This is a genomic window from Streptomyces sp. NBC_00322, from assembly GCF_036147535.1.
Lineage (GTDB): Bacteria > Actinomycetota > Actinomycetes > Streptomycetales > Streptomycetaceae > Streptomyces.
In genome coordinates this window covers 7,326,092-7,345,082 of record NZ_CP108019.1, presented here as the reverse complement: position 1 = coordinate 7,345,082, position 18,991 = coordinate 7,326,092, and the positions used below count along the sequence as shown (strand labels likewise).

The following is an 18,991-nucleotide window of genomic DNA, read 5'->3' as shown; positions in this document are numbered from 1 at the left end:
GCACAATGATCGGACAAAGATCAAACAACTGCCATCAAGGCTAGCAGCTCACGAGCCACGTCCTCGACGGAGGTATTGACCAGGGTGACATCGAACTCCGACTCGGCGGCCAGCTCCACCTTCGCGACCGCCAGCCGGCGTTCGATGACCTCGGCGGACTCGGTTCCGCGGCCGGTGAGCCGACGGACCAGTTCCTCCCAGCTCGGCGGGGCCAGGAAGACCAGTTGCGAATCCGGCATGGATTCCTTGACCTGCCGCGCACCCTGGAGATCGATCTCGAGCAGCACCGGCTCGCCCGCCTCCAGGCGTTCGAGGACCGCACGGCGCGGCGTGCCGTAGCGATTGCCCGCGAACTCTGCCCATTCCAGCAGCTCGCCATTGGCGATCAGCTTGTCGAATTCCTCGTCGGTGACGAAGAAATACTGAACGCCGTGGCGCTCGCCGGGGCGCGGCTTTCTTGTGGTGGCCGACACCGAGAGCCATACCTCGGGGTGGACCTTGCGCATATGGGCGACGACCGTGCTCTTGCCGACCCCTGAGGGGCCGGAGAGCACGGTCAGCCGCGGACGTACCTCTGCTGCCATGCAGCGATTATCCAGGTTCCCGGGAGTGCCCGAGAACGTCAGGCGGCGCCGCCGCCGAACTCGCGCTCCAGGGAGGCGATCTGGTTCGAGCCGAGACCGCGCACACGACGGCTCTCGGAGATGCCGAGCCGCTCCATGATCTGCTTGGCGCGGACCTTGCCCACGCCAGGCAGGGACTCAAGGAGAGCGGAGACCTTCATCTTGCCGATGACGTCGTTCTCCTGACCCTGCTTGATGACCTCGTGGAGCGAGGCGCCGGAGTGCTTGAGTCGATTCTTGACCTCGGCCCGCTCCCGGCGAGCCGCGGCGGCCTTTTCGAGCGCGGCTGCGCGCTGTTCAGGGGTAAGGGGCGGAAGAGCCACGCCTACGTCACCTCGGATGTCGAACTGTCGGATACGGACCGGTGAGGAACCTTGGCGCGCCTCACCAGGCGAGCAACGGGCAACGCAGTGCACGTTCGCTCTTCGACGGAGACTAGCGGCCAAGACCGCTCCAGTCAGCGAGAACAGACGAAAAGTCCTGGTCAGCATCGACCGACTAGGACATTTCCGACATATCGTCCAGGTTTTGAGCCAAGTTTTCGTCAACGTGGTCGATGCAGGGATTTTCGGCGACGTGTGCGAGGCCCCCGCCAGGGCCTAAACGCCGGAGACCGCCGCACGTACCTCGTCCGCGAAGCGCGTCGCCGACTCCCTCAGCGCCGCCACGTCCGGACCGTGCCGCAGGACGCCCCGGCTGACGCTCGGCACGACATTCCCGACGGCCCGGCCGAAGACTCCGGGAAGGTCCGCGGGCGTCGCGCCCTGGGCGCCGATTCCGGGTGCCAGGAGCGGCCCGTTGATGTCGAGGTTCACCCCCGCGTCGCCCAGCGTCGCGCCGACGACCGCGCCCACGGACCCCATCGGTTCGGCGCCCGCGTTCTCCGCCGCCATGTGGTCGAGCATCAGCTGCGCCAGCGACCGGCCGTCCGCTGCCGTGGAGCGCTGTACCTCCGCGCCCTCCGGATTCGAGGTGAGGGCCAGGACGAAGACGCCCGCACCCGAGACCGTCGCTGCGTCCAGCGCCGGACGCAGCGAGCCGAAGCCCAGATACGGCGAGAGGGTCACCGCATCGGAGAAGAGCGGCGAGTCCTTGTCGAGGTAGGTCGCCGCGTACGCGCCCATCGTCGAGCCGATGTCGCCCCGCTTGGCGTCCATGAGCACCAGCGCGCCCGCGGCCCGTGCCTCTTCGACCGCCTTCTCCAGTACCGCGATGCCGCGCGAGCCGAAGCGCTCGAAGAAAGCCGACTGCGGCTTGAGGACGGCGACCCGGTCGGCAAGCGCCTCGACCGTCGTACGCGTGAAGCGCTCCAGGCCCGCGATGTCGTCGCTGAGGCCCCAGGCGGTCAGCAGGGACGCGTGCGGGTCGATCCCGACGCAGAGGGGGCCGCGGGTGTCCATGGCGTGGCGCAGGCGTGCGCCGAAGGGTGCGAGGGTCACGTGGTCGCCTTCCGGGTCTCGGCGCCGACGGCGTCGGCGAGGGTTGCGTACGGGGAGGCCGCGAGCCGGGCCGCGAGGCCCTTGTGGATCGCGCGGGCGTAGAAAGGGCCCTCGTAGATGAAGGCGCTGTAGCCCTGGACGAGCGTGGCGCCCGCCAGGATGCGCTGCCAGGCGTCCTCGGCGCTCTCGACGCCGCCGACGCCCACCAGGGTGATCCGGTCGCCCACGCGCGCGTAGAGGCGCCTCAGGACCTCCAGGGAGCGTTGTTTGACCGGTGCCCCGGACAGGCCGCCGGTCTCCTTGATCAGCGCCGGGTCGGACTTCAGGCCGAGGCCCTCGCGCGCGATGGTCGTGTTGGTGGCGATGATGCCGTCCAGGCCGAGCTCCAGGGCCAGGTCGGCGACGGCGTCGACATCCTCGTCGGCGAGATCGGGGGCGATCTTGACCAGGAGGGGGACGCGGCGGTCGGTGACCGTGCGGTCGGCGGCCTCGCGTACGGCGGTCAGCAGCGGGCGCAGCGACTCGGTGGCCTGGAGGTTGCGCAGGCCGGGCGTGTTCGGCGAGGAGACGTTCACGACGAGGTAGTCGGCGTACGCAGCCAGCCGCTCGGTCGACTTCACGTAGTCGGCGGCCGCGTCGTCCTCCGGGACCACCTTGGTCTTGCCGATGTTGACGCCCACGACGGTCTTGAAGACCGGCACGCGTGCGTGCAGCCGCTCGGCGACGGCGGCGGAGCCCTCGTTGTTGAAGCCCATGCGGTTGATCAGCGCGCGGTCCGGAACGAGGCGGAAGAGGCGCTTCTTGGGGTTGCCGGGCTGAGCTTCCCCCGTGACCGTGCCGATCTCGATGTGGTCGAAGCCGAGCATCGACATGCCGTCGACGGCGACGGCGTTCTTGTCGAAGCCGGCGGCGAGGCCGAAGGGGCCGTGCATCCGCAGGCCGAACGCCTCCGTGCGCAGCGACGAGTACCGGGGCGCGAGCACGGCCGCGACGAACGTACGCAGCACGGGGACCCGGACCGCGAGCCGGATCCAGCGGAAGGCCAGGTAGTGGGCCTGCTCCGGGTCCATCCGCTTGAAGACGAGGTTGAAGAAGAACTTGTACATGCTGGTGTCCTCACGAAGAGGGGGACACCGTTTCCGGTGTCCCCCTCGCCGTTTGCTAGTCGCGGGCCGCGGTCAGGTGTTCTGCGTGTTCCTGGAGTGAACGCACGCCCACATCACCGCGGTTGAGCGCGTCGATGCCCTGGACGGCGGCGGCGAGCGCCTGGACCGTCGTCAGGCACGGCACGGAGCGCGCCACGGCTGCCGTACGGATCTCGTAGCCGTCGAGACGGCCACCCGTTCCGTACGGGGTGTTGACGATGAGGTCGACGTCTCCGTCGTGGATGAGCTGGACGATGGTCCGCTCCCCGTTCGGGCCCTGGCCCTCGCTCTGCTTGCGCACGATCGTGGCGTTGATGCCGTTGCGCTTGAGCACCTCGGCCGTGCCGGACGTGGCGAGCAGCTCGAAGCCGTGTGCCACCAGCTCGCGCGCCGGGAAGATCATCGAGCGCTTGTCGCGGTTGGCGACCGAGATGAACGCGCGGCCCTTCGTCGGCAGCGGTCCGTACGCACCCGCCTGCGACTTGGCGTACGCCGTGCCGAAGACCGAGTCGATGCCCATGACCTCGCCGGTGGAGCGCATCTCCGGGCCGAGGACGGTATCGACACCGCGACCGTGGATGTCGCGGAAGCGCGACCACGGCATCACGGCCTCCTTGACGGAGATCGGTGAGTCCATCGGCAGGGTGCCGCCGTCACCGTTCGCCGGGAGCATGCCCTCCGCGCGCAGCTCGGCGATGGTCGCGCCGAGCGAGATACGGGCCGCGGCCTTCGCCAGCGGTACGGCGGTCGCCTTCGAGGTGAAGGGGACGGTCCGGGAGGCGCGGGGGTTGGCTTCGAGGACGTACAGGATGTCGCCGGCCATCGCGAACTGGATGTTGATCAGGCCGCGTACGCCGACACCCTTGGCGATCGCCTCGGTCGAGGCGCGCAGGCGCTTGATGTCGAAGCCGCCGAGCGTGATGGGAGGCAGCGCGCACGCCGAGTCGCCGGAGTGGATACCGGCCTCCTCGATGTGCTCCATGACACCGCCGAGGTAGAGCTCGGTGCCGTCGTAGAGCGCGTCCACGTCGATCTCGATCGCGTCGTCGAGGAAGCGGTCGACCAGGACGGGACGGGTGGGGCTGATCTCGGTGGACTCGGCGATGTACGCCTCCAGGCGCGCCTCGTCGTACACGATCTCCATGCCGCGCCCGCCGAGCACGTACGACGGGCGTACGAGGACGGGGTAGCCGATCTCGTCGGCGATGGCCTTGGCCCCGGCGAAGGTGGTCGCGGTGCCGTGCTTGGGGGCCGGGAGACCGGCCTCGGCGAGCACCTGGCCGAAGGCGCCGCGGTCCTCGGCGGAGTGGATGGCCTCGGGCGAGGTGCCGACGATGGGCACGCCGTTGTCCTTGAGCGCCTGCGCGAGACCCAGCGGGGTCTGGCCGCCGAGCTGGACGATGACGCCGGCGATGGGCCCGGCCAGCGATTCGGCGTGGACGATCTCCAGGACGTCCTCCAGCGTGAGCGGTTCGAAGTAGAGCCGGTCGGAGGTGTCGTAGTCGGTGGAGACGGTCTCGGGGTTGCAGTTGACCATCACGGTCTCGTAGCCCGCGTCGCTCAGCGCGAAGGAGGCGTGGACACAGGAGTAGTCGAACTCGATGCCCTGACCGATCCGGTTCGGACCCGAGCCGAGGATGATCACGGCGGGCTTCTCGCGCGGCGCGACCTCGCTCTCCTCGTCGTACGAGGAGTAGAAGTACGGGGTCCTGGCGGCGAATTCGGCGGCGCAGGTGTCGACCGTCTTGTAGACCGGGCGGATGCCCAGCGCGTGCCGGACCTCGCGTACGACGTCCTCGCGCAGCCCGCGGATCTCGGCGATCTGGGCGTCGGAGAAGCCGTGGCGCTTGGCGTCCCCGAGCAGCTCGGGGTAGAGCTTCTCGGCGGCGGCGAGCTCGTCGGCGTGCTCCTTGATCAGGAAGAGCTGGTCGACGAACCACGGGTCGATCTTGGTGGCCTCGAAGACCTCCTCGGGCGTGGCGCCCGCGCGGATGGCCTGCATGACGGTGTTGATCCGGCCGTCGGTGGGGACCTGGGCGGTCTCCAGCAGCTCCGCCTTGTCGCCGGGCTCCGAGGTGAAGGAGAACTGGCTGCCCTTCTTCTCCAGCGAGCGCAGCGCCTTGTTCAGCGCCTCGGTGAAGTTCCGGCCGATCGCCATGGCCTCGCCCACCGACTTCATGGTGGTGGTGAGGGTGGCGTCGGCGGACGGGAACTTCTCGAAGGCGAATCGCGGCACCTTGACCACGACGTAGTCGAGCGTGGGCTCGAAGGACGCCGGGGTCTTCTCGGTGATGTCGTTGGGGATCTCGTCGAGGGTGTAACCGACGGCGAGACGGGCGGCGATCTTGGCGATCGGGAAGCCGGTCGCCTTCGAGGCCAGCGCCGAGGAGCGCGAGACGCGCGGGTTCATCTCGATGACGATGATCCGGCCGTCGTCGGGGTTGACCGCGAACTGGATGTTGCAGCCGCCGGTGTCCACGCCGACCTCGCGGATGATCGCGATACCGACGTCGCGCAGCCGCTGGTACTCACGGTCCGTCAGGGTCATCGCCGGGGCGACGGTGATCGAGTCACCGGTGTGCACGCCCATGGGGTCGAAGTTCTCGATGGAGCAGACGACCACGACGTTGTCGTGCTTGTCGCGCATCAGCTCCAGCTCGTACTCCTTCCAGCCGAGGATGGACTCCTCCAGGAGCACCTCGGTCGTCGGCGAGAGCGTGAGGCCCTGGCCGGCGATGCGGCGCAGCTCGTCCTCGTTGTGCGCGAAGCCGGAGCCGGCGCCGCCCATGGTGAAGGAGGGCCGTACGACCACGGGGTAGCCGCCGAGCTCGTCGACGCCCCCCAGGACGTCGTCCATCGAGTGGCAGATGACCGAGCGCGCGGACTCGCCGTGGCCGATCTTGGCGTTGACGGCCTCGACGACGCCCTTGAACAGGTCGCGGTCCTCGCCCTTGTTGATCGCCTCGACATTGGCGCCGATGAGCTCGACGCCGTACTTCTCCAGCACACCCTGCTCGTGCATGGAGATGGCGGTGTTCAGCGCGGTCTGGCCGCCGAGAGTGGGCAGCAGCGCGTCGGGGCGCTCCTTGGCGATGATCTTCTCGACGAACTCGGGGGTGATCGGCTCGACGTACGTGGCGTCGGCGATCTCCGGGTCGGTCATGATCGTCGCCGGGTTGGAGTTCACCAGGATGACACGCAGGCCCTCGGACTTGAGGACGCGGCAGGCCTGGGTGCCGGAGTAGTCGAACTCGGCGGCCTGCCCGATGACGATCGGGCCGGAGCCGATGACCAGGACGGACTGGATATCGGAGCGCTTAGGCACGCTGGCCCTCCATCAGGGTTACGAAGCGGTCGAACAGGTACGCGGCGTCGTGCGGGCCCGCGGCCGCCTCGGGGTGGTACTGGACGCTGAAGGCCGGCTGGTCGAGCAGCTGGAGGCCTTCGACCACGTTGTCGTTGAGGCAGACGTGGGAGACCTCGGCGCGGCCGTAGGGGGTGTCGGAGACCTTGTCGAGCGGCGCGTCGACGGCGAATCCGTGGTTGTGCGCGGTGACCTCGACCTTGCCGGTCGAGCGGTCCTGCACGGGCTGGTTGATGCCGCGGTGGCCGTACTTCAGCTTGTACGTGCCGAAGCCGAGGGAGCGGCCGAGGAGCTGGTTGCCGAAGCAGATGCCGAACAGGGGCGTCTTGCGCTCCAGGACGGCCTTGACCACGGTCAGGTCGGCGGTGGCCGGGTCGCCGGGGCCGTTGGAGAGGAACACCCCGTCAGGGTTGACCGCGTACACCTGCTCGACCGTGGCCGTGGCGGGCAGGACGTGCACCTCGATGCCGCGCTCCGCCATCAGCTGCGGGGTCATGCCCTTGATGCCGAGGTCTATGGCGGCGACGGTGAACTTCTTGGTGCCAATCGCGGGGACGACGTACGTCTCGGTGGTGGCCACCTCGGCGGACAGGTTCGCGCCCTTCATCTGCGGGGAGGCCTGCACCTTGCCGAGCAGCGTGGCGTCGTCCATCACCGCCGCGCCCGAGAAGATGCCGACGCGCATGGCGCCGCGCTCGCGCAGGTGGCGGGTGAGCGCGCGGGTGTCGATGCCGCTGATGCCGACGACGCCCTGGGCGACGAGTTCGTCGTCGAGGGAGCGGCGTGAGCGCCAGTTGGAGGGCACGCGCGCGGGGTCGCGTACGACATAGCCGGCGACCCAGATCCGCTTGGACTCGTCGTCCTCGTCGTTGACGCCGGTGTTGCCGACGTGCGGGGCGGTCATCACGACGACCTGGCGGTGGTAGGACGGGTCGGTGAGCGTCTCCTGGTAACCGGTCATGCCGGTGTTGAACACCGCCTCGCCGAAGGTCTCCCCCACGGCCCCGTAGGCACGGCCGCGGAAGGTACGGCCGTCCTCCAGGACGAGTACGGCGGGAACCTTGGCGGCTCCCCGGGTGGAGGTCGTCATCGTGCGCCTTCCGTCGTGCTGTTCTGGTTCAGGTTGTTGATCGCCTCGACCCAGGCGGCGTGCTCGGCCGCGTGGTCGGAGCGGAAGCCGGAGTCGATCAGCTTGTCGCCGTGCGCCCAGGTGACGATCAGCAGTCCGCCCTCGGCGAGGACCTTGCCCGCGATGGCCTTGTCGAGCCGTGCCTCGCGCAGGGCCGCCGTGGGGACGAAGAAGTCCTGCGCCCCGGGGCGTACGACGTCCAGTCCCGACTCGGTGAGCGTGAGCTCGACGCGGCTGCGGGTGCCCAGACCATGGGCCACGATCCGGTCCAGCCACTGACCGGCCGTGGTCGAGCCGTGGTAGCGACCGCTCATGCTCAGTGTCGCCTCGCCCGGGGACTCGGGCATTCCAGGCAACGGCGGCTTGCCGTCTCGGTTGAGGGTCGTGGTGGGAGACGGGCGGGCAGGCAGCTCGGGAAGGTCGGACTGGAGGCTGCCGCGCCACTTCCACCCCTGGCGCATCAGCCAGTAGACGAGGGCGATGAAGAGCAGCAGTCCGACCACCCAGCCGACGCGTCCGGCCCAGTTGGTCACCTCCGCCGACTTCTCCCCGGCGGCCAGGACGATGAGTGATGTCACGCGAGCTTCCCGTCGACGACCGTGGCCCTGCCCCGCAGGAAGGTGTGGGTCACGCGTCCCGGCAGCTCAAGGCCCTCGTAGGGGGTGTTGCGGCTGCGGGAGGCGAAGCCCGCGGGGTCCACGGCTCCACGGTATGCCGGATCGACGAGCGTGAGGTTCGCGGGCTCACCTGCCGAGACGGGGCGTCCGTGGCCCTCCAGGCGGCCGATGGCGGCCGGGCGGAAACTCATCCGGTCGGCGACGCCCGCCCAGTCGATGAGGCCGGTGTCGACCATCGTCTGCTGGACGACGGACAGGGCGGTTTCCAAGCCCACCATGCCCATGGCGGCCGCGGCCCACTCGCAGTCCTTGTCCTCGTGCGGGTGCGGGGCGTGGTCGGTGGCGACGCAGTCGATGGTGCCGTCGGCGAGGGCCTCGCGCAGGGCCAGGACGTCGGCCTCCGTGCGCAGCGGCGGATTGACCTTGTAGACGGGGTTGTACGTGCGCACCAGCTCGTCGGTGAGGAGGAGGTGGTGCGGGGTTACCTCGGCGGTGACGTTCCAGCCCTTGGACTTGGCCCAGCGGACGATCTCGACCGAGCCCGCGGTGGAGAGGTGGCAGATGTGGACGCGGGAGCCCACGTGGGCGGCGAGGAGGACATCGCGGGCGATGATCGACTCCTCCGCGACCGCCGGCCAGCCGCCGAGGCCGAGCTCGGCGGAGACGACGCCCTCGTTCATCTGGGCACCCTCGGTGAGGCGGGGCTCCTGGGCGTGCTGGGCGACGACACCGTCGAAGGCCTTCACGTACTCCAGGGCGCGGCGCATGATCACGGCGTCGTCGACGCACTTGCCGTCGTCCGAGAAGACCTTCACGCCCGCTGCCGAGTCGTGCATGGCACCGAGCTCGGCGAGCTTCTTGCCCTCCAGGCCGACCGTGACCGCGCCGACAGGCTGCACGTCGCAGTAGCCGGACTCCTTGCCGAGGCGGTAGACCTGCTCGACCACACCGGCCGTGTCGGCGACCGGGAAGGTGTTGGCCATGGCGTGGACGGCGGTGAAGCCGCCGACGGCGGCAGCCTTGGTGCCGGTGAGGACGGTCTCGGAGTCCTCGCGGCCGGGCTCGCGCAGATGGGTGTGCAGGTCGACGAGTCCGGGCAGCAGGATCCGCCCAGCGGCCTCGATCACCGTCGCGCCCTCGGCCGGCAGGCCCATACCGACCGCGGCGATGGTCTCGCCGTCGATCAGGACGTCCTGGGCCTCGCCGCCGAGCACCTTCGCGCCGCGAATAAGGATCTTGCTCATGGTTACTTGTTCTCCTCGGTGCGCGCGTGGGTGGGGCTGACGGCGGGCTCGTTGCCGCCCAGAAGCAGATACAGGACGGCCATCCGGGTCGAGACGCCGTTGGCGACCTGCTCGACGGCCGTGCAGCGGTCGGAGTCGGCGACCTGGGCGGTGATCTCCATGCCGCGGTTCATCGGTCCGGGGTGCATCACGATGGCGTGCTCGGGCATCCGCGCCATGCGGTCGCCGTCCAGGCCGTAGCGGCGCGAGTACTCGCGCTCGGTGGGGAAGAAGGCGGCGTTCATCCGCTCGCGCTGCACACGCAGCATCATCACCGCGTCGGACTTCGGCAGCACCTCGTCGAGGTCGTACGACACCTCGCACGGCCAGTTCTCGACGCCGATGGGGACCAGCGTGGGCGGGGCGACCAGGGTGACCTGGGCGCCGAGGGTGCCCAGCAGCAGGACGTTGGAGCGGGCGACGCGGCTGTGCAGGATGTCACCGACGATCGTGATCCGGCGGCCGTCGAGGCCACGCCCGATCCCGGCGTCCGCTCCGACGAGGCGGCGGCGCATGGTGAAGGCGTCGAGCAGCGCCTGGGTGGGGTGCTCGTGGGTACCGTCGCCGGCGTTCACGACGGCGCCGTCGATCCAGCCGGAAGTGGCCAGGCGGTAGGGGGCTCCGGAGGCGCCGTGCCGGATGACGACGGCGTCCGCGCCCATCGCCTCCAGCGTCAGCGCGGTGTCCTTGAGCGACTCGCCCTTGGAGACCGACGAGCCCTTGGCGGAGAAGTTGATGACATCGGCGGAGAGGCGCTTGGCGGCGGCCTCGAAGGAGATCCGGGTACGCGTCGAGTCCTCGAAGAAGAGGTTGACGACGGTACGGCCGCGCAAGGTGGGCAGCTTCTTGATCGGCCGGTCGGCGACCCGGGCCATCTCCTCGGCGGTGTCGAGGATCAGCACGGCGTCGTCGCGGGTGAGGTCGGCGGCCGAGATGAGGTGGCGCTTCATCTGGGTGTGCTCCGTTGTCTGAAGGTCGTGGGTCCGGGCCTGCGGCCGAGCCGCGGGTGGGTGCGGTCCCGGACAGGCTCAGCGGCATGCGGGCGCGCAGGTGGCACGTCCGTACGGGACTGGTGGGCGTACGGAGGGGTGCTACTGCTCGCCGGCCGGGGCGGTCTCTCGCACACCGAGCAGCACGGTGTCGCGACCGTCCTCCTCGGAGAGCAGGACCTTGACCGTCTCCCGCAGCGACGTGGGGAGGTTCTTGCCGACGTAGTCGGCGCGGATCGGGAGTTCGCGGTGGCCGCGGTCGACCAGGACCGCGAGCTGTACCGCGCGGGGCCGGCCGATGTCGCCGAGCGCGTCGAGCGCGGCGCGGATGGTGCGGCCGGAAAAGAGCACGTCGTCGACCAGGACGACCAGGCGGCCGTCGACGCCGTCACCGGGGATGTCGGTGCGGGCCAGCGCGCGGGCGGGCCGCAGCCGCAGGTCGTCGCGGTACATGGTGATGTCGAGCGAGCCGACCGGGATCGTGCGTCCGGTGATCTCTTCGAGCTTGTCGGCGAGCCGGCGGGCGAGGTACACACCGCGGGTCGGGATGCCGAGAAGCACCACGTCGTCGGCGCCCTTGGCGCGTTCGACGATCTCGTGGGCGATGCGGGTCAGTACCCGCGCGATGTCGGGGGCCTCGAGAACGGGGCGTGCCGCATCGGAACTGCCATGCGTGTCCATATGAAACGGACCTCCTTCTCCGCCTCACGGGACGGATCTTAAAGGACGTCGAAATTGCGCTCCCCACGCTACCAGGGCCTTGCCGCGCCCCGGGTCCCGCCCCTGCGCGAGATCCGGACGGACCTTTTCGGCTTGACGCATCCAAGTAACGCTGCGTAACCTCACAGTGAGTTACCAGCCGCGCGGCGGAGCCGCACGTTGTCTCAGCGTCCGGGGAGCTATATGTCCAGCGAATACGCAAAACAGCTCGGGGCCAAGCTCCGCGCCATCCGCACCCAGCAGGGGCTTTCCCTCCACGGCGTGGAAGAGAAGTCCCAGGGCCGCTGGAAGGCCGTTGTGGTCGGCTCGTACGAGCGCGGCGACCGCGCCGTGACCGTACAGCGACTTGCCGAGCTTGCGGACTTCTACGGCGTCCCGGTGCAGGAGCTGCTTCCCGGCACCACGCCGGGCGGTGCCGCCGAGCCGCCGCCGAAGCTCGTCCTGGATCTGGAGCGGCTGGCCCACGTGCCGCAGGAGAAGGCAGGCCCGCTGCAGCGCTATGCCGCCACGATCCAGTCCCAGCGTGGCGACTACAACGGCAAGGTGCTGTCGATCCGTCAGGACGACCTGCGCACCCTGGCCGTGATCTATGACCAGTCGCCGTCGGTCCTGACCGAGCAGCTCATCAGCTGGGGCGTTCTCGACGCGGACGCGCGGCGCGCGGTCACCCACGAAGAGGGCTGACGCCACTTCAGGAGAAACGTCACGTCGGAGGGCGAACCCGTCATGTGCGGGTTCGCCCTCCGCTGTGTTTGTGAGCCGCGTCAGCTGCAGCCGAAAACGCCGACGGGGCTGGAAGATCCAGCCCCGTCGGCGTTTCGCTGCGCGGGATTCGGGGACGAGCCCCGACAGCCCCCGGCTAGTCGCGCCGCAGGCTCGGCTTGAGGTCCTTGAAGCGGCCGAGCATGCCGTTCACGAACGACGGCGACTCGTCGGTGGAGAACTCCTTGGCGAGCTGCACCGCCTCGTCGATCACCACCGCGTCCGGCGTCTCGTCCACCCACACCAGCTCGTACGCGCCGAGCCGGATGATGTTGCGGTCGACGACCGGCATCCGGTCCAGCGTCCAGCCGACCGAGTAGGTGGCGATGAGATCGTCGATCCGGTCCGCGTGCTGCGCGTACCCCTCGACGAGCTCCATGGTGTACTCGCCGACCGGCGGCTGCCGGTCGTCGGACCGCGAGTGCCGGACCCAGTCCGCGAGGACCGTCTGCACGGACGCCCCGCGCTGGTCGGCCTCGAAGAGGATCTGGAAGGCGCGCTTGCGGGCCTTGTTCCGGGCAGCCACGGTTAGCTGTTCACCCGGCCGAGGTACTCACCGGAGCGGGTGTCGACCTTGATCTTCTCACCGGTGGTGATGAAGAGCGGGACGCCGATCTCGAAACCGGTCTCCAGCGTGGCGGGCTTGGTGCCGCCGGTGGAGCGGTCGCCCTGGACGCCCGGGTCGGTGTGCTGGATGGTCAGCTCGACGGCGGCGGGCAGCTCGACGTAGAGCACCTCGCCCTCGTGCTGCGCGACGCTGGCGGTGAAGCCCTCGATCAGGAAGTTGGCGGCGTCGCCGACGGCCTTGCGATCGATGTGCAGCTGGTCGTACGTCTGCATGTCCATGAAGACGAAGTGCTCGCCGTCCATGTACGAGAACTGCATGTCGCGGCGGTCGACGGTGGCCGTCTCGACCTTCACGCCGGCGTTGAACGTCTTGTCGACGACCTTGCCGGAGAGCACGTTCTTCAGCTTGGTGCGCACAAAGGCGGGGCCCTTGCCGGGCTTGACGTGCTGGAACTCGACGACGGACCAGAGCTGGCCTCCGTCGAGCTTGAGCACCATGCCGTTCTTGAGGTCGTTCGTGGAAGCCACGGTTGCGGAATCTCCTGGACTGACGCTGGTGGACGACCGAGGAAGCGCGCTGCAGCGAAAGCTAGAGCGCGAGCAGCTCCTTGGTCGTGATGGTGAGTAGCTCGGGTCCGCCGTCCGCCTCCTGGCGCACGACGAGCGTGTCATCGATCCGGACACCGCCCCGTCCCGGGAGGTGGACCCCCGGTTCGACGGTGACCGGCACACAAGCGTCCAGTTTACCCATGGCCGCAGGGGCGAGCTGCGGGTCCTCGTCGATTTCGAGCCCGACGCCGTGCCCGGTGCGGGGTGCGAGGCCCTCGCCATGGCCCGCCGCGTCCAGGATCTGACGGGCCGCGTGGTCCACATCGCGGTACCCGGCGCCCGGTGCGAGAGACTCGCGGGCGGCCCGCTGAGCGGCGAATACGAGGTCGTACAGCTCGATCTGCCAGTCCGCCGGGGTCGTCCCGATGACGAACGTACGGCCGATCTCGCAGCGGTAGCCGCGATAGTTCGCGCCGACGCAGACCGAAAGGAAATCACCCTCCTCGACGCGGCGGTCGCTGGGCCGGTGCCCCCCTCGGCCCGAATGGGGACCGGTGGCGACCGAGGTCGGGAAGGCGGGGCCGTCGGCGCCGTGGTCGACGAGCCGCCGCTCCAGCTCCAGGGCGAGATGCCGCTCGGTGCGGCCGACCAGGATCGACTCCAGCAGTTCGCCGAGGGCCTGGTCGGCGATCTCGGCCGCGATCCGCAGGCAGGCGATCTCCTCCTCGTCCTTGACGACCCGCTGCTGCTCGACGGCGAGGCCGAGGTCGGCGAGGCGCAGCCGCGGCGCGACCGAGGCCAGGGCGCGGTGGCGGGCGACGGTCAGATGGTGCTCCTCGACGGCGAGCGACTCGACGCCCGCGGTGCGCGCCTGCTCGGCGGCGGCGACCGCCGGATCGCCGGCCGAGGTGGGCAGGACGGTCAGCCGGAGCTGTTCGTCGGGGCGGCCGTCGGCGGGATCACTGGTGGGCGTGCCGGGGCAGAGCAGGACGTCCTCGCCGGGGCCGAGCAGCAGTACGGCGCCGGGCGGTGCAGCGCCCGCGAGGTAGCGGACGTTCGCGGGGCGGGAGACCAGTACCCCGGCGCTGCCGGTGGCCGCGCACCGGTCCCGCAGCCGGCCGCGGCGGACCCCATACACCTCTGACATGTTCCGAGCCTACGAGCGGTTGCGCGGTCCGGCCTGGTCAGCGCGTCCGACCGGGGAGCTCTGGGGGAGGGACTTCCAAAACACGCCCTAGTCCGGCCCGCGGGTTACCAGTTCGGCGGGCTGGCGATGGACCGGGCCAGCACGTCGTCGAGTACCCGGGCCGTGGTCTCCACGTCGTACTTGGAGTTGTCGATGATCGGCAGCCCTGATCCGTACCAGCCGGCCATCCGGCCATGGATGCTGGCCACTTCCTCGTCCGAGAGGCGACGGTTTCCGCTGCGCTCGGCATTGCGCTCCAGCACGACCTCGAGGCCGGGGAGCAGGACCACGGGCAGCAGCCCGGGGCCGACGTGGCGCTTCCAGCCGCCGAGGCCGACGACCGGGCGGTCGGGGAAGACGGCGTCGTCGAGGATGCAGGAGATGCCGTTGGCCAGGAAGTTCCGGGCGGCGAATCCGCAGGTTCGGCGGGCGAGGCGGTACTGCGCCTCGGAGTGGTCGTTCCAGCCGGACTGGGGGTCGGCGAAGCCGGAGCAGACCCATTCGCGTACGTCGTCGAGGCTGATGTGCGCGGTGGGGACGCGGCGGCCCCCGGCCCAGTGCCTCGCCACGGTCGTCTTGCCGGCGCCGGCCGGGCCGATGAGCAGGACCGCGAGCGTGGCCGTGCCGGTGCCGCTGTCGGCAGGGGGCGGCGCGGGTATCGGAACCGGTCCGCCGGGGGGCAGCTGGATGTGCCCCGTGGTCTCACGGGACGGCGGGGCTGAAGCGTGCCTCGGGGTGGGACCGGCCCAGCCGGGGGCGGGGCGCCCGCCGTGCGTGTGCGGGGGCCCAGCGGGGGCCACAGGGGGCGGTGCTGCGGGCTGCTGCTGCCCCTGCGAGTGCGGCGGGCCGCCCGGCGCGCCGGGCGGCCCGGCGGGAGCGCCCGGGTGAGGCCCGGCAGGCGGCTGGCCCTGCGGGTGCGGAGGCCGGGCAGGCGGCTGGCCCTGCGGCGGCGCGGCAGGATGGGGCGGCGGGGGTCCGGCCGGCGCACCGGGCGGAGGCCCGGCGGGGTGCCGGCCGTGCGGCGGCGGGGGTCCCGCGGGAGCTCCCGGCGGCGGTCCCGGGTGCCGGGCGCTGTGTGTCCATCCGGCCGGTCCCTGCCCCGGTTCCTGGGGCGGAGGCAGCGGACCCCCCACTGCGTGCTGCATCCGGTGCCACTCCGTCTCGTACGACTCACGCTGGTCAGGCGCCTACCCGGCCGCCTTGCTTCCGAACGGTACCTTCCCGTTCGCCCCCAGAGGGAACGGCCGGGAGCCGCCCGAAGTGCCCTATCAGCCAGTCAATTCCTCGGCCAGCGCCCGCAGAGCGAGCCGGTACGAGCCGATGCCGAAGCCCGCGATCGTGCCGCTGGCGACCGCCGCGACAACCGAAGTGTGCCGAAATGCCTCACGGGTGTACGGATTCGAGATGTGCACCTCGATCAGCGGGGCGGTCCGCTGGGCGGCCGCGTCGCGCATCCCGTACGAATAGTGCGTGAAGGCACCGGGGTTGAGAACGACCGGAATTGAGCCGTCCGCGGCCTCGTGCAGCCAGCGGATCATCTCGCCCTCGTCGTTCGTCTCCCGCACGTCGACGTCGAAGCCGAGCTCCTTGCCGAGTTCCTGGCAGGTCTCCACCAGACCCGCGTAGGAGGTCGCGCCGTAGACGTCGGGCTCGCGCGAGCCCAGCCGTCCGAGGTTGGGGCCGTTGAGTACCAGCACCTGACGCGTCATGCGGACACCTCTCCGTACGCGGCGAGCAGCACCGCCGGGTCCGGGCCCTCCAGCACGGTCGGCTTGGCGAGGCCGTCGAGGACGATGAACCGCAGCAGATTGCCCCGGGACTTCTTGTCGACCTTCATGGTCTGAAGGAGCTTGGGCCACTGGTCGCCGCGGTAGGTCAGCGGCAGCCCGACGGACTGAAGGACCGAGCGGTGCCGGTCGGCGGTCGCGTCGTCCAACCGGCCTGCCAGGCGGCCCAGTTCGGCGGCGAAGACCATACCGACCGAGACGGCCGCGCCGTGCCGCCACTTGTAGCGCTCGTTCTTCTCGATGGCGTGGGCGAGCGTGTGGCCGTAGTTGAGGATCTCCCGCAGGCCCGACTCCTTGAGGTCGTTGGAGACGACCTCCGCCTTGACCCGGATGGAGCGCTCGATCAGCTCGGCGGTGTGCGGTCCCGCGGGACTGCGCGCGCCCTGCGGATCGGACTCGACGAGGTCGAGGATCGCGGGGTCGGCGATGAAACCGGCCTTGATGATCTCGGCCATGCCGCTGACGTAGTCGTTGACGGGCAGCGAGTCGAGCGCGGCAAGGTCGCAGAGCACCCCGGCGGGCGGGTGGAAGGCACCGACGAGGTTCTTGCCCTCGGCGGTGTTGATGCCGGTCTTGCCGCCGACCGCCGCGTCGACCATGCCGAGCACGGTCGTGGGTACGGCGATCCAGCGCACACCTCGCAGCCACGTCGCCGCGACGAACCCCGCGACATCGGTGGTGGCGCCGCCGCCGACGCCGACGATGACATCGGAGCGGGTGAATCCGGTCTGGCCGAGCGCCTTCCAGCAGTACGCCGCGACCTCGACGGTCTTGGCCTCCTCGGCGTTGGGCAGCTGAATCGCGATGGCCTCGAAACCCTGCGAAGCGAGGTCCTCGCGGATCGCCTCACCCGTCTCGGCGAGGGCCTCCGGGTGCAGCACGGCCACCCGCCCCCTACCTGCGGCGGGGGGACCCCCAGCGCGGCCGATGAGCCCGGGCAGCTCACCGAGCAGCTGCCGGCCGACCAGCACCTCGTACGGATCGGAGCCTTCCGTGCCGCCGACCTGGATACGGGTCACTGCCTGGTCCGTCATACGTCCTTCAGCTCCAAAGCGTCGAGGACCGCCTGGGCGACCTCTTCGGGGGTGCGGTCGTCGGTGGCGACGACGACACGCGCGACTTCCGTGTACAGATGGCGGCGTGCGTCCATCAACTCGCGCCACTGGCGGCGCGGGTTGACGGCGAGCAGGGGGCGCGCCTGGTTGAGGCCGACCCGCCGTACCGCTTCCTCGACGTCCAGCGACAGGTAGACGACGGGCAGCCCGGCGAGCAGCTCGCGGGTCGAGTCGTCGAGGATCGCGCCGCCGCCGAGGGCGAGTACGCCCGGGTGCTCGGCGAGCGCGGCGCGTACGGCCTGCCGTTCGAGCTCACGGAAGTACGGCTCGCCCTCGTCGACGAAGATGTCCGAGATCTCCCGGCCCTGCGACGCGACGATATCGGCGTCGGTGTCCCGGTAGGGCACTCCAAGACGCTCGGCGAGCAGCCCGCCGACCGTGGACTTGCCCGAGCCCATGGGCCCGACCAGGACGATCAGGGGGACGCTCACCGGATGTGGAGGTTGTCGAGGTACGACTGCACGTTGCGGCGGGTCTCGCCGACGCTGTCGCCGCCGAACTTCTCCGCGACCGCGTCGGCCAGGACGAGCGCGACCATCGCCTCCGCGACGATCCCGGCCGCCGGTACCGCACAGACGTCGGAACGCTGGTGGTGAGCCACCGCGACCTCGCCGGTGGCGACATCGACGGTGGCCAGCGCACGCGGAACGGTCGCGATCGGCTTCATCGCGGCCCGTACGCGCAACAGCTCGCCCGTGGACATGCCGCCCTCGGTGCCGCCGGAGCGGCCCGTCGAGCGCCGGATACCGTCCGGTCCCGGCACGATCTCGTCGTGCGCCTTGGAACCGGGCACCCGGGCGAGCTCGAAGCCGTCACCGACCTCGACGCCCTTGATGGCCTGGATCCCCATCAGCGCGGCCGCGAGCCGGGCATCGAGCCGCCGGTCCCAGTGCACGTGCGAGCCGAGGCCGACCGGCACCCCGTAGGCCAGCACCTCGACGACACCGCCGAGGGTGTCGCCGTCCTTGTGGGCCTGGTCGATCTCCGCGACCATCGCCTTCGACGCGTCGGCGTCCAGGCAGCGCACCGGGTCGGCGTCGAGCTTGTCGACGTCGGCAGGGGTCGGGTACACGCCGTACGGGGCCTTGGCCGAGGCCAGTTCGGTGACGTGGGAGACGATCTCGATCCCCGCCGTCTCCTTGAGGTACGAGCGGGCCACCGCGCCCAGCGCGACCCGGGCAGCCGTCTCGCGGGCACTGGCGCGCTCCAGGATCGGCCGGGCCTCGTCGAGTGCGTACTTCTGCATACCCGCCAGGTCGGCATGACCGGGGCGCGGCCGGGTCAGGGGGGCGTTACGGGCCAGCTGGGCGAGCTCGTCGGGGTCGACCGGGTCCGCGGCCATGACCTTTTCCCACTTCGGCCACTCGGTGTTGCCCACCATGACCGCGACGGGCGAGCCCATCGTCAGGCCGTGCCGTACGCCACCGAGGAAGGTGACCTCGTCGCGCTCGAACTTCATCCGGGCACCGCGGCCATAACCGAGGCGCCGACGCGCGAGATGGTCCGCCACCATCTCCGTCGTGATCGGCACACCGGCGGGAAGACCCTCCAGCGTCGCCACCAGTGCGGGTCCGTGCGACTCCCCCGCCGTCAGCCAACGCAACCTGCTCAACGGTGCTCCTCCTGCTCGCGCCTGGGACTGCGACGGCGCGACCGGGTGCGCGGCCCTGGCCCGCCTCCCCCGATCCTCCCACGTCCGCGTCCGTGACCCGTTCT

General features: G+C 70.3%; 19 protein-coding genes. 1 reads left to right on the top strand and 18 read right to left on the bottom strand.

The genetic code is table 11. The features are described from left to right. Positions 1 to 20 precede the first annotated feature (20 nt). The 10 genes from gmk to pyrR all read right to left on the bottom strand — a co-directional run bounded on the left by gmk (position 21) and on the right by pyrR (position 11,270). A complete protein-coding gene (gene gmk / locus OG905_RS33605) occupies positions 21 to 584 on the bottom strand; it encodes a guanylate kinase (protein ID WP_324989557.1) in 564 nt (187 codons plus the stop codon). Between the two features lie 38 nt (positions 585 to 622). Beyond that, positions 623 to 946, bottom strand: a complete 324-nt coding sequence (locus OG905_RS33600; RefSeq protein ID WP_005319887.1) for an integration host factor — start codon at positions 944 to 946, stop codon at positions 623 to 625. A gap of 276 nt (positions 947 to 1,222) precedes the next feature. Next, the gene (pyrF, locus tag OG905_RS33595; RefSeq protein ID WP_328680120.1) at positions 1,223 to 2,062 is read right to left on the bottom strand and encodes an orotidine-5'-phosphate decarboxylase; all 840 of its coding nucleotides are present in this window, start codon (positions 2,060 to 2,062) and stop codon (positions 1,223 to 1,225) included. Beyond that, complete coding sequence (locus OG905_RS33590; protein ID WP_328680118.1) at positions 2,059 to 3,168, bottom strand: quinone-dependent dihydroorotate dehydrogenase; 1,110 nt, start codon at positions 3,166 to 3,168, stop codon at positions 2,059 to 2,061. Before OG905_RS33590 ends, pyrF begins: the two co-directional genes overlap by 4 nt. Before the next feature lie 55 nt (positions 3,169 to 3,223). After that, a complete protein-coding gene (gene carB / locus OG905_RS33585; protein WP_328680116.1) occupies positions 3,224 to 6,532 on the bottom strand; it encodes a carbamoyl-phosphate synthase large subunit in 3,309 nt (1,102 codons plus the stop codon). Beyond that, the gene (gene carA / locus OG905_RS33580) at positions 6,525 to 7,661 is read right to left on the bottom strand and encodes a glutamine-hydrolyzing carbamoyl-phosphate synthase small subunit (RefSeq protein ID WP_328680115.1); all 1,137 of its coding nucleotides are present in this window, start codon (positions 7,659 to 7,661) and stop codon (positions 6,525 to 6,527) included. Before carA ends, carB begins: the two co-directional genes overlap by 8 nt. Next, the gene (locus tag OG905_RS33575) at positions 7,658 to 8,278 is read right to left on the bottom strand and encodes a PH-like domain-containing protein (RefSeq protein WP_328680114.1); all 621 of its coding nucleotides are present in this window, start codon (positions 8,276 to 8,278) and stop codon (positions 7,658 to 7,660) included. Before OG905_RS33575 ends, carA begins: the two co-directional genes overlap by 4 nt. Beyond that, positions 8,275 to 9,561 (bottom strand): dihydroorotase, encoded by a 1,287-nt coding sequence (locus tag OG905_RS33570; protein WP_328680112.1) that lies wholly within the window; start codon positions 9,559 to 9,561, stop codon positions 8,275 to 8,277. Before OG905_RS33570 ends, OG905_RS33575 begins: the two co-directional genes overlap by 4 nt. Before the next feature lie 2 nt (positions 9,562 to 9,563). Further along, positions 9,564 to 10,550 carry an aspartate carbamoyltransferase catalytic subunit gene (locus tag OG905_RS33565; RefSeq protein WP_328680111.1) on the bottom strand — a complete coding sequence of 329 codons (987 nt, stop codon included), beginning with the start codon at positions 10,548 to 10,550 and terminating at the stop codon, positions 9,564 to 9,566. A gap of 141 nt (positions 10,551 to 10,691) precedes the next feature. Beyond that, positions 10,692 to 11,270: a bifunctional pyr operon transcriptional regulator/uracil phosphoribosyltransferase PyrR gene (gene pyrR, locus OG905_RS33560; protein ID WP_324982327.1), complete on the bottom strand. Its 579-nt coding sequence runs from the start codon at positions 11,268 to 11,270 to the stop codon at positions 10,692 to 10,694. A 222-nt stretch (positions 11,271 to 11,492) separates the two neighbouring features. Between pyrR and bldD the strand changes: the two genes are divergently transcribed. Beyond that, positions 11,493 to 11,993 carry a transcriptional regulator BldD gene (gene bldD, locus OG905_RS33555; RefSeq protein WP_266489365.1) on the top strand — a complete coding sequence of 167 codons (501 nt, stop codon included), beginning with the start codon at positions 11,493 to 11,495 and terminating at the stop codon, positions 11,991 to 11,993. 175 nt (positions 11,994 to 12,168) lie between these two features. On the opposite strand, the gene nusB is transcribed toward bldD, so the two are convergent. From nusB to aroC, 8 genes are all read right to left on the bottom strand, one after another. Next, complete coding sequence (gene nusB / locus OG905_RS33550; protein WP_142216033.1) at positions 12,169 to 12,597, bottom strand: transcription antitermination factor NusB; 429 nt, start codon at positions 12,595 to 12,597, stop codon at positions 12,169 to 12,171. 2 nt (positions 12,598 to 12,599) lie between these two features. Beyond that, complete coding sequence (efp, locus tag OG905_RS33545; RefSeq protein ID WP_328680110.1) at positions 12,600 to 13,166, bottom strand: elongation factor P; 567 nt, start codon at positions 13,164 to 13,166, stop codon at positions 12,600 to 12,602. A gap of 61 nt (positions 13,167 to 13,227) precedes the next feature. Beyond that, entirely contained in the window at positions 13,228 to 14,334 is a 1,107-nt protein-coding gene (locus OG905_RS33540; protein ID WP_328680108.1) for an aminopeptidase P family protein, read from the bottom strand. 104 nt (positions 14,335 to 14,438) lie between these two features. After that, on the bottom strand, positions 14,439 to 15,518 hold the full coding sequence (locus OG905_RS33535) for an AAA family ATPase (RefSeq protein ID WP_328680107.1): 1,080 nt from the start codon (positions 15,516 to 15,518) through the stop codon (positions 14,439 to 14,441). A gap of 123 nt (positions 15,519 to 15,641) precedes the next feature. Beyond that, a complete protein-coding gene (gene aroQ, locus OG905_RS33530) occupies positions 15,642 to 16,082 on the bottom strand; it encodes a type II 3-dehydroquinate dehydratase (RefSeq protein ID WP_266489356.1) in 441 nt (146 codons plus the stop codon). Further along, the gene (aroB, locus tag OG905_RS33525) at positions 16,079 to 17,194 is read right to left on the bottom strand and encodes a 3-dehydroquinate synthase (protein ID WP_328680106.1); all 1,116 of its coding nucleotides are present in this window, start codon (positions 17,192 to 17,194) and stop codon (positions 16,079 to 16,081) included. Before aroB ends, aroQ begins: the two co-directional genes overlap by 4 nt. After that, positions 17,191 to 17,706: a shikimate kinase gene (locus tag OG905_RS33520; RefSeq protein ID WP_328680105.1), complete on the bottom strand. Its 516-nt coding sequence runs from the start codon at positions 17,704 to 17,706 to the stop codon at positions 17,191 to 17,193. Before OG905_RS33520 ends, aroB begins: the two co-directional genes overlap by 4 nt. Further along, entirely contained in the window at positions 17,703 to 18,887 is a 1,185-nt protein-coding gene (aroC, locus tag OG905_RS33515; protein WP_328680104.1) for a chorismate synthase, read from the bottom strand. Before aroC ends, OG905_RS33520 begins: the two co-directional genes overlap by 4 nt. Between the last annotated feature and the right edge of the window lie 104 nt (positions 18,888 to 18,991).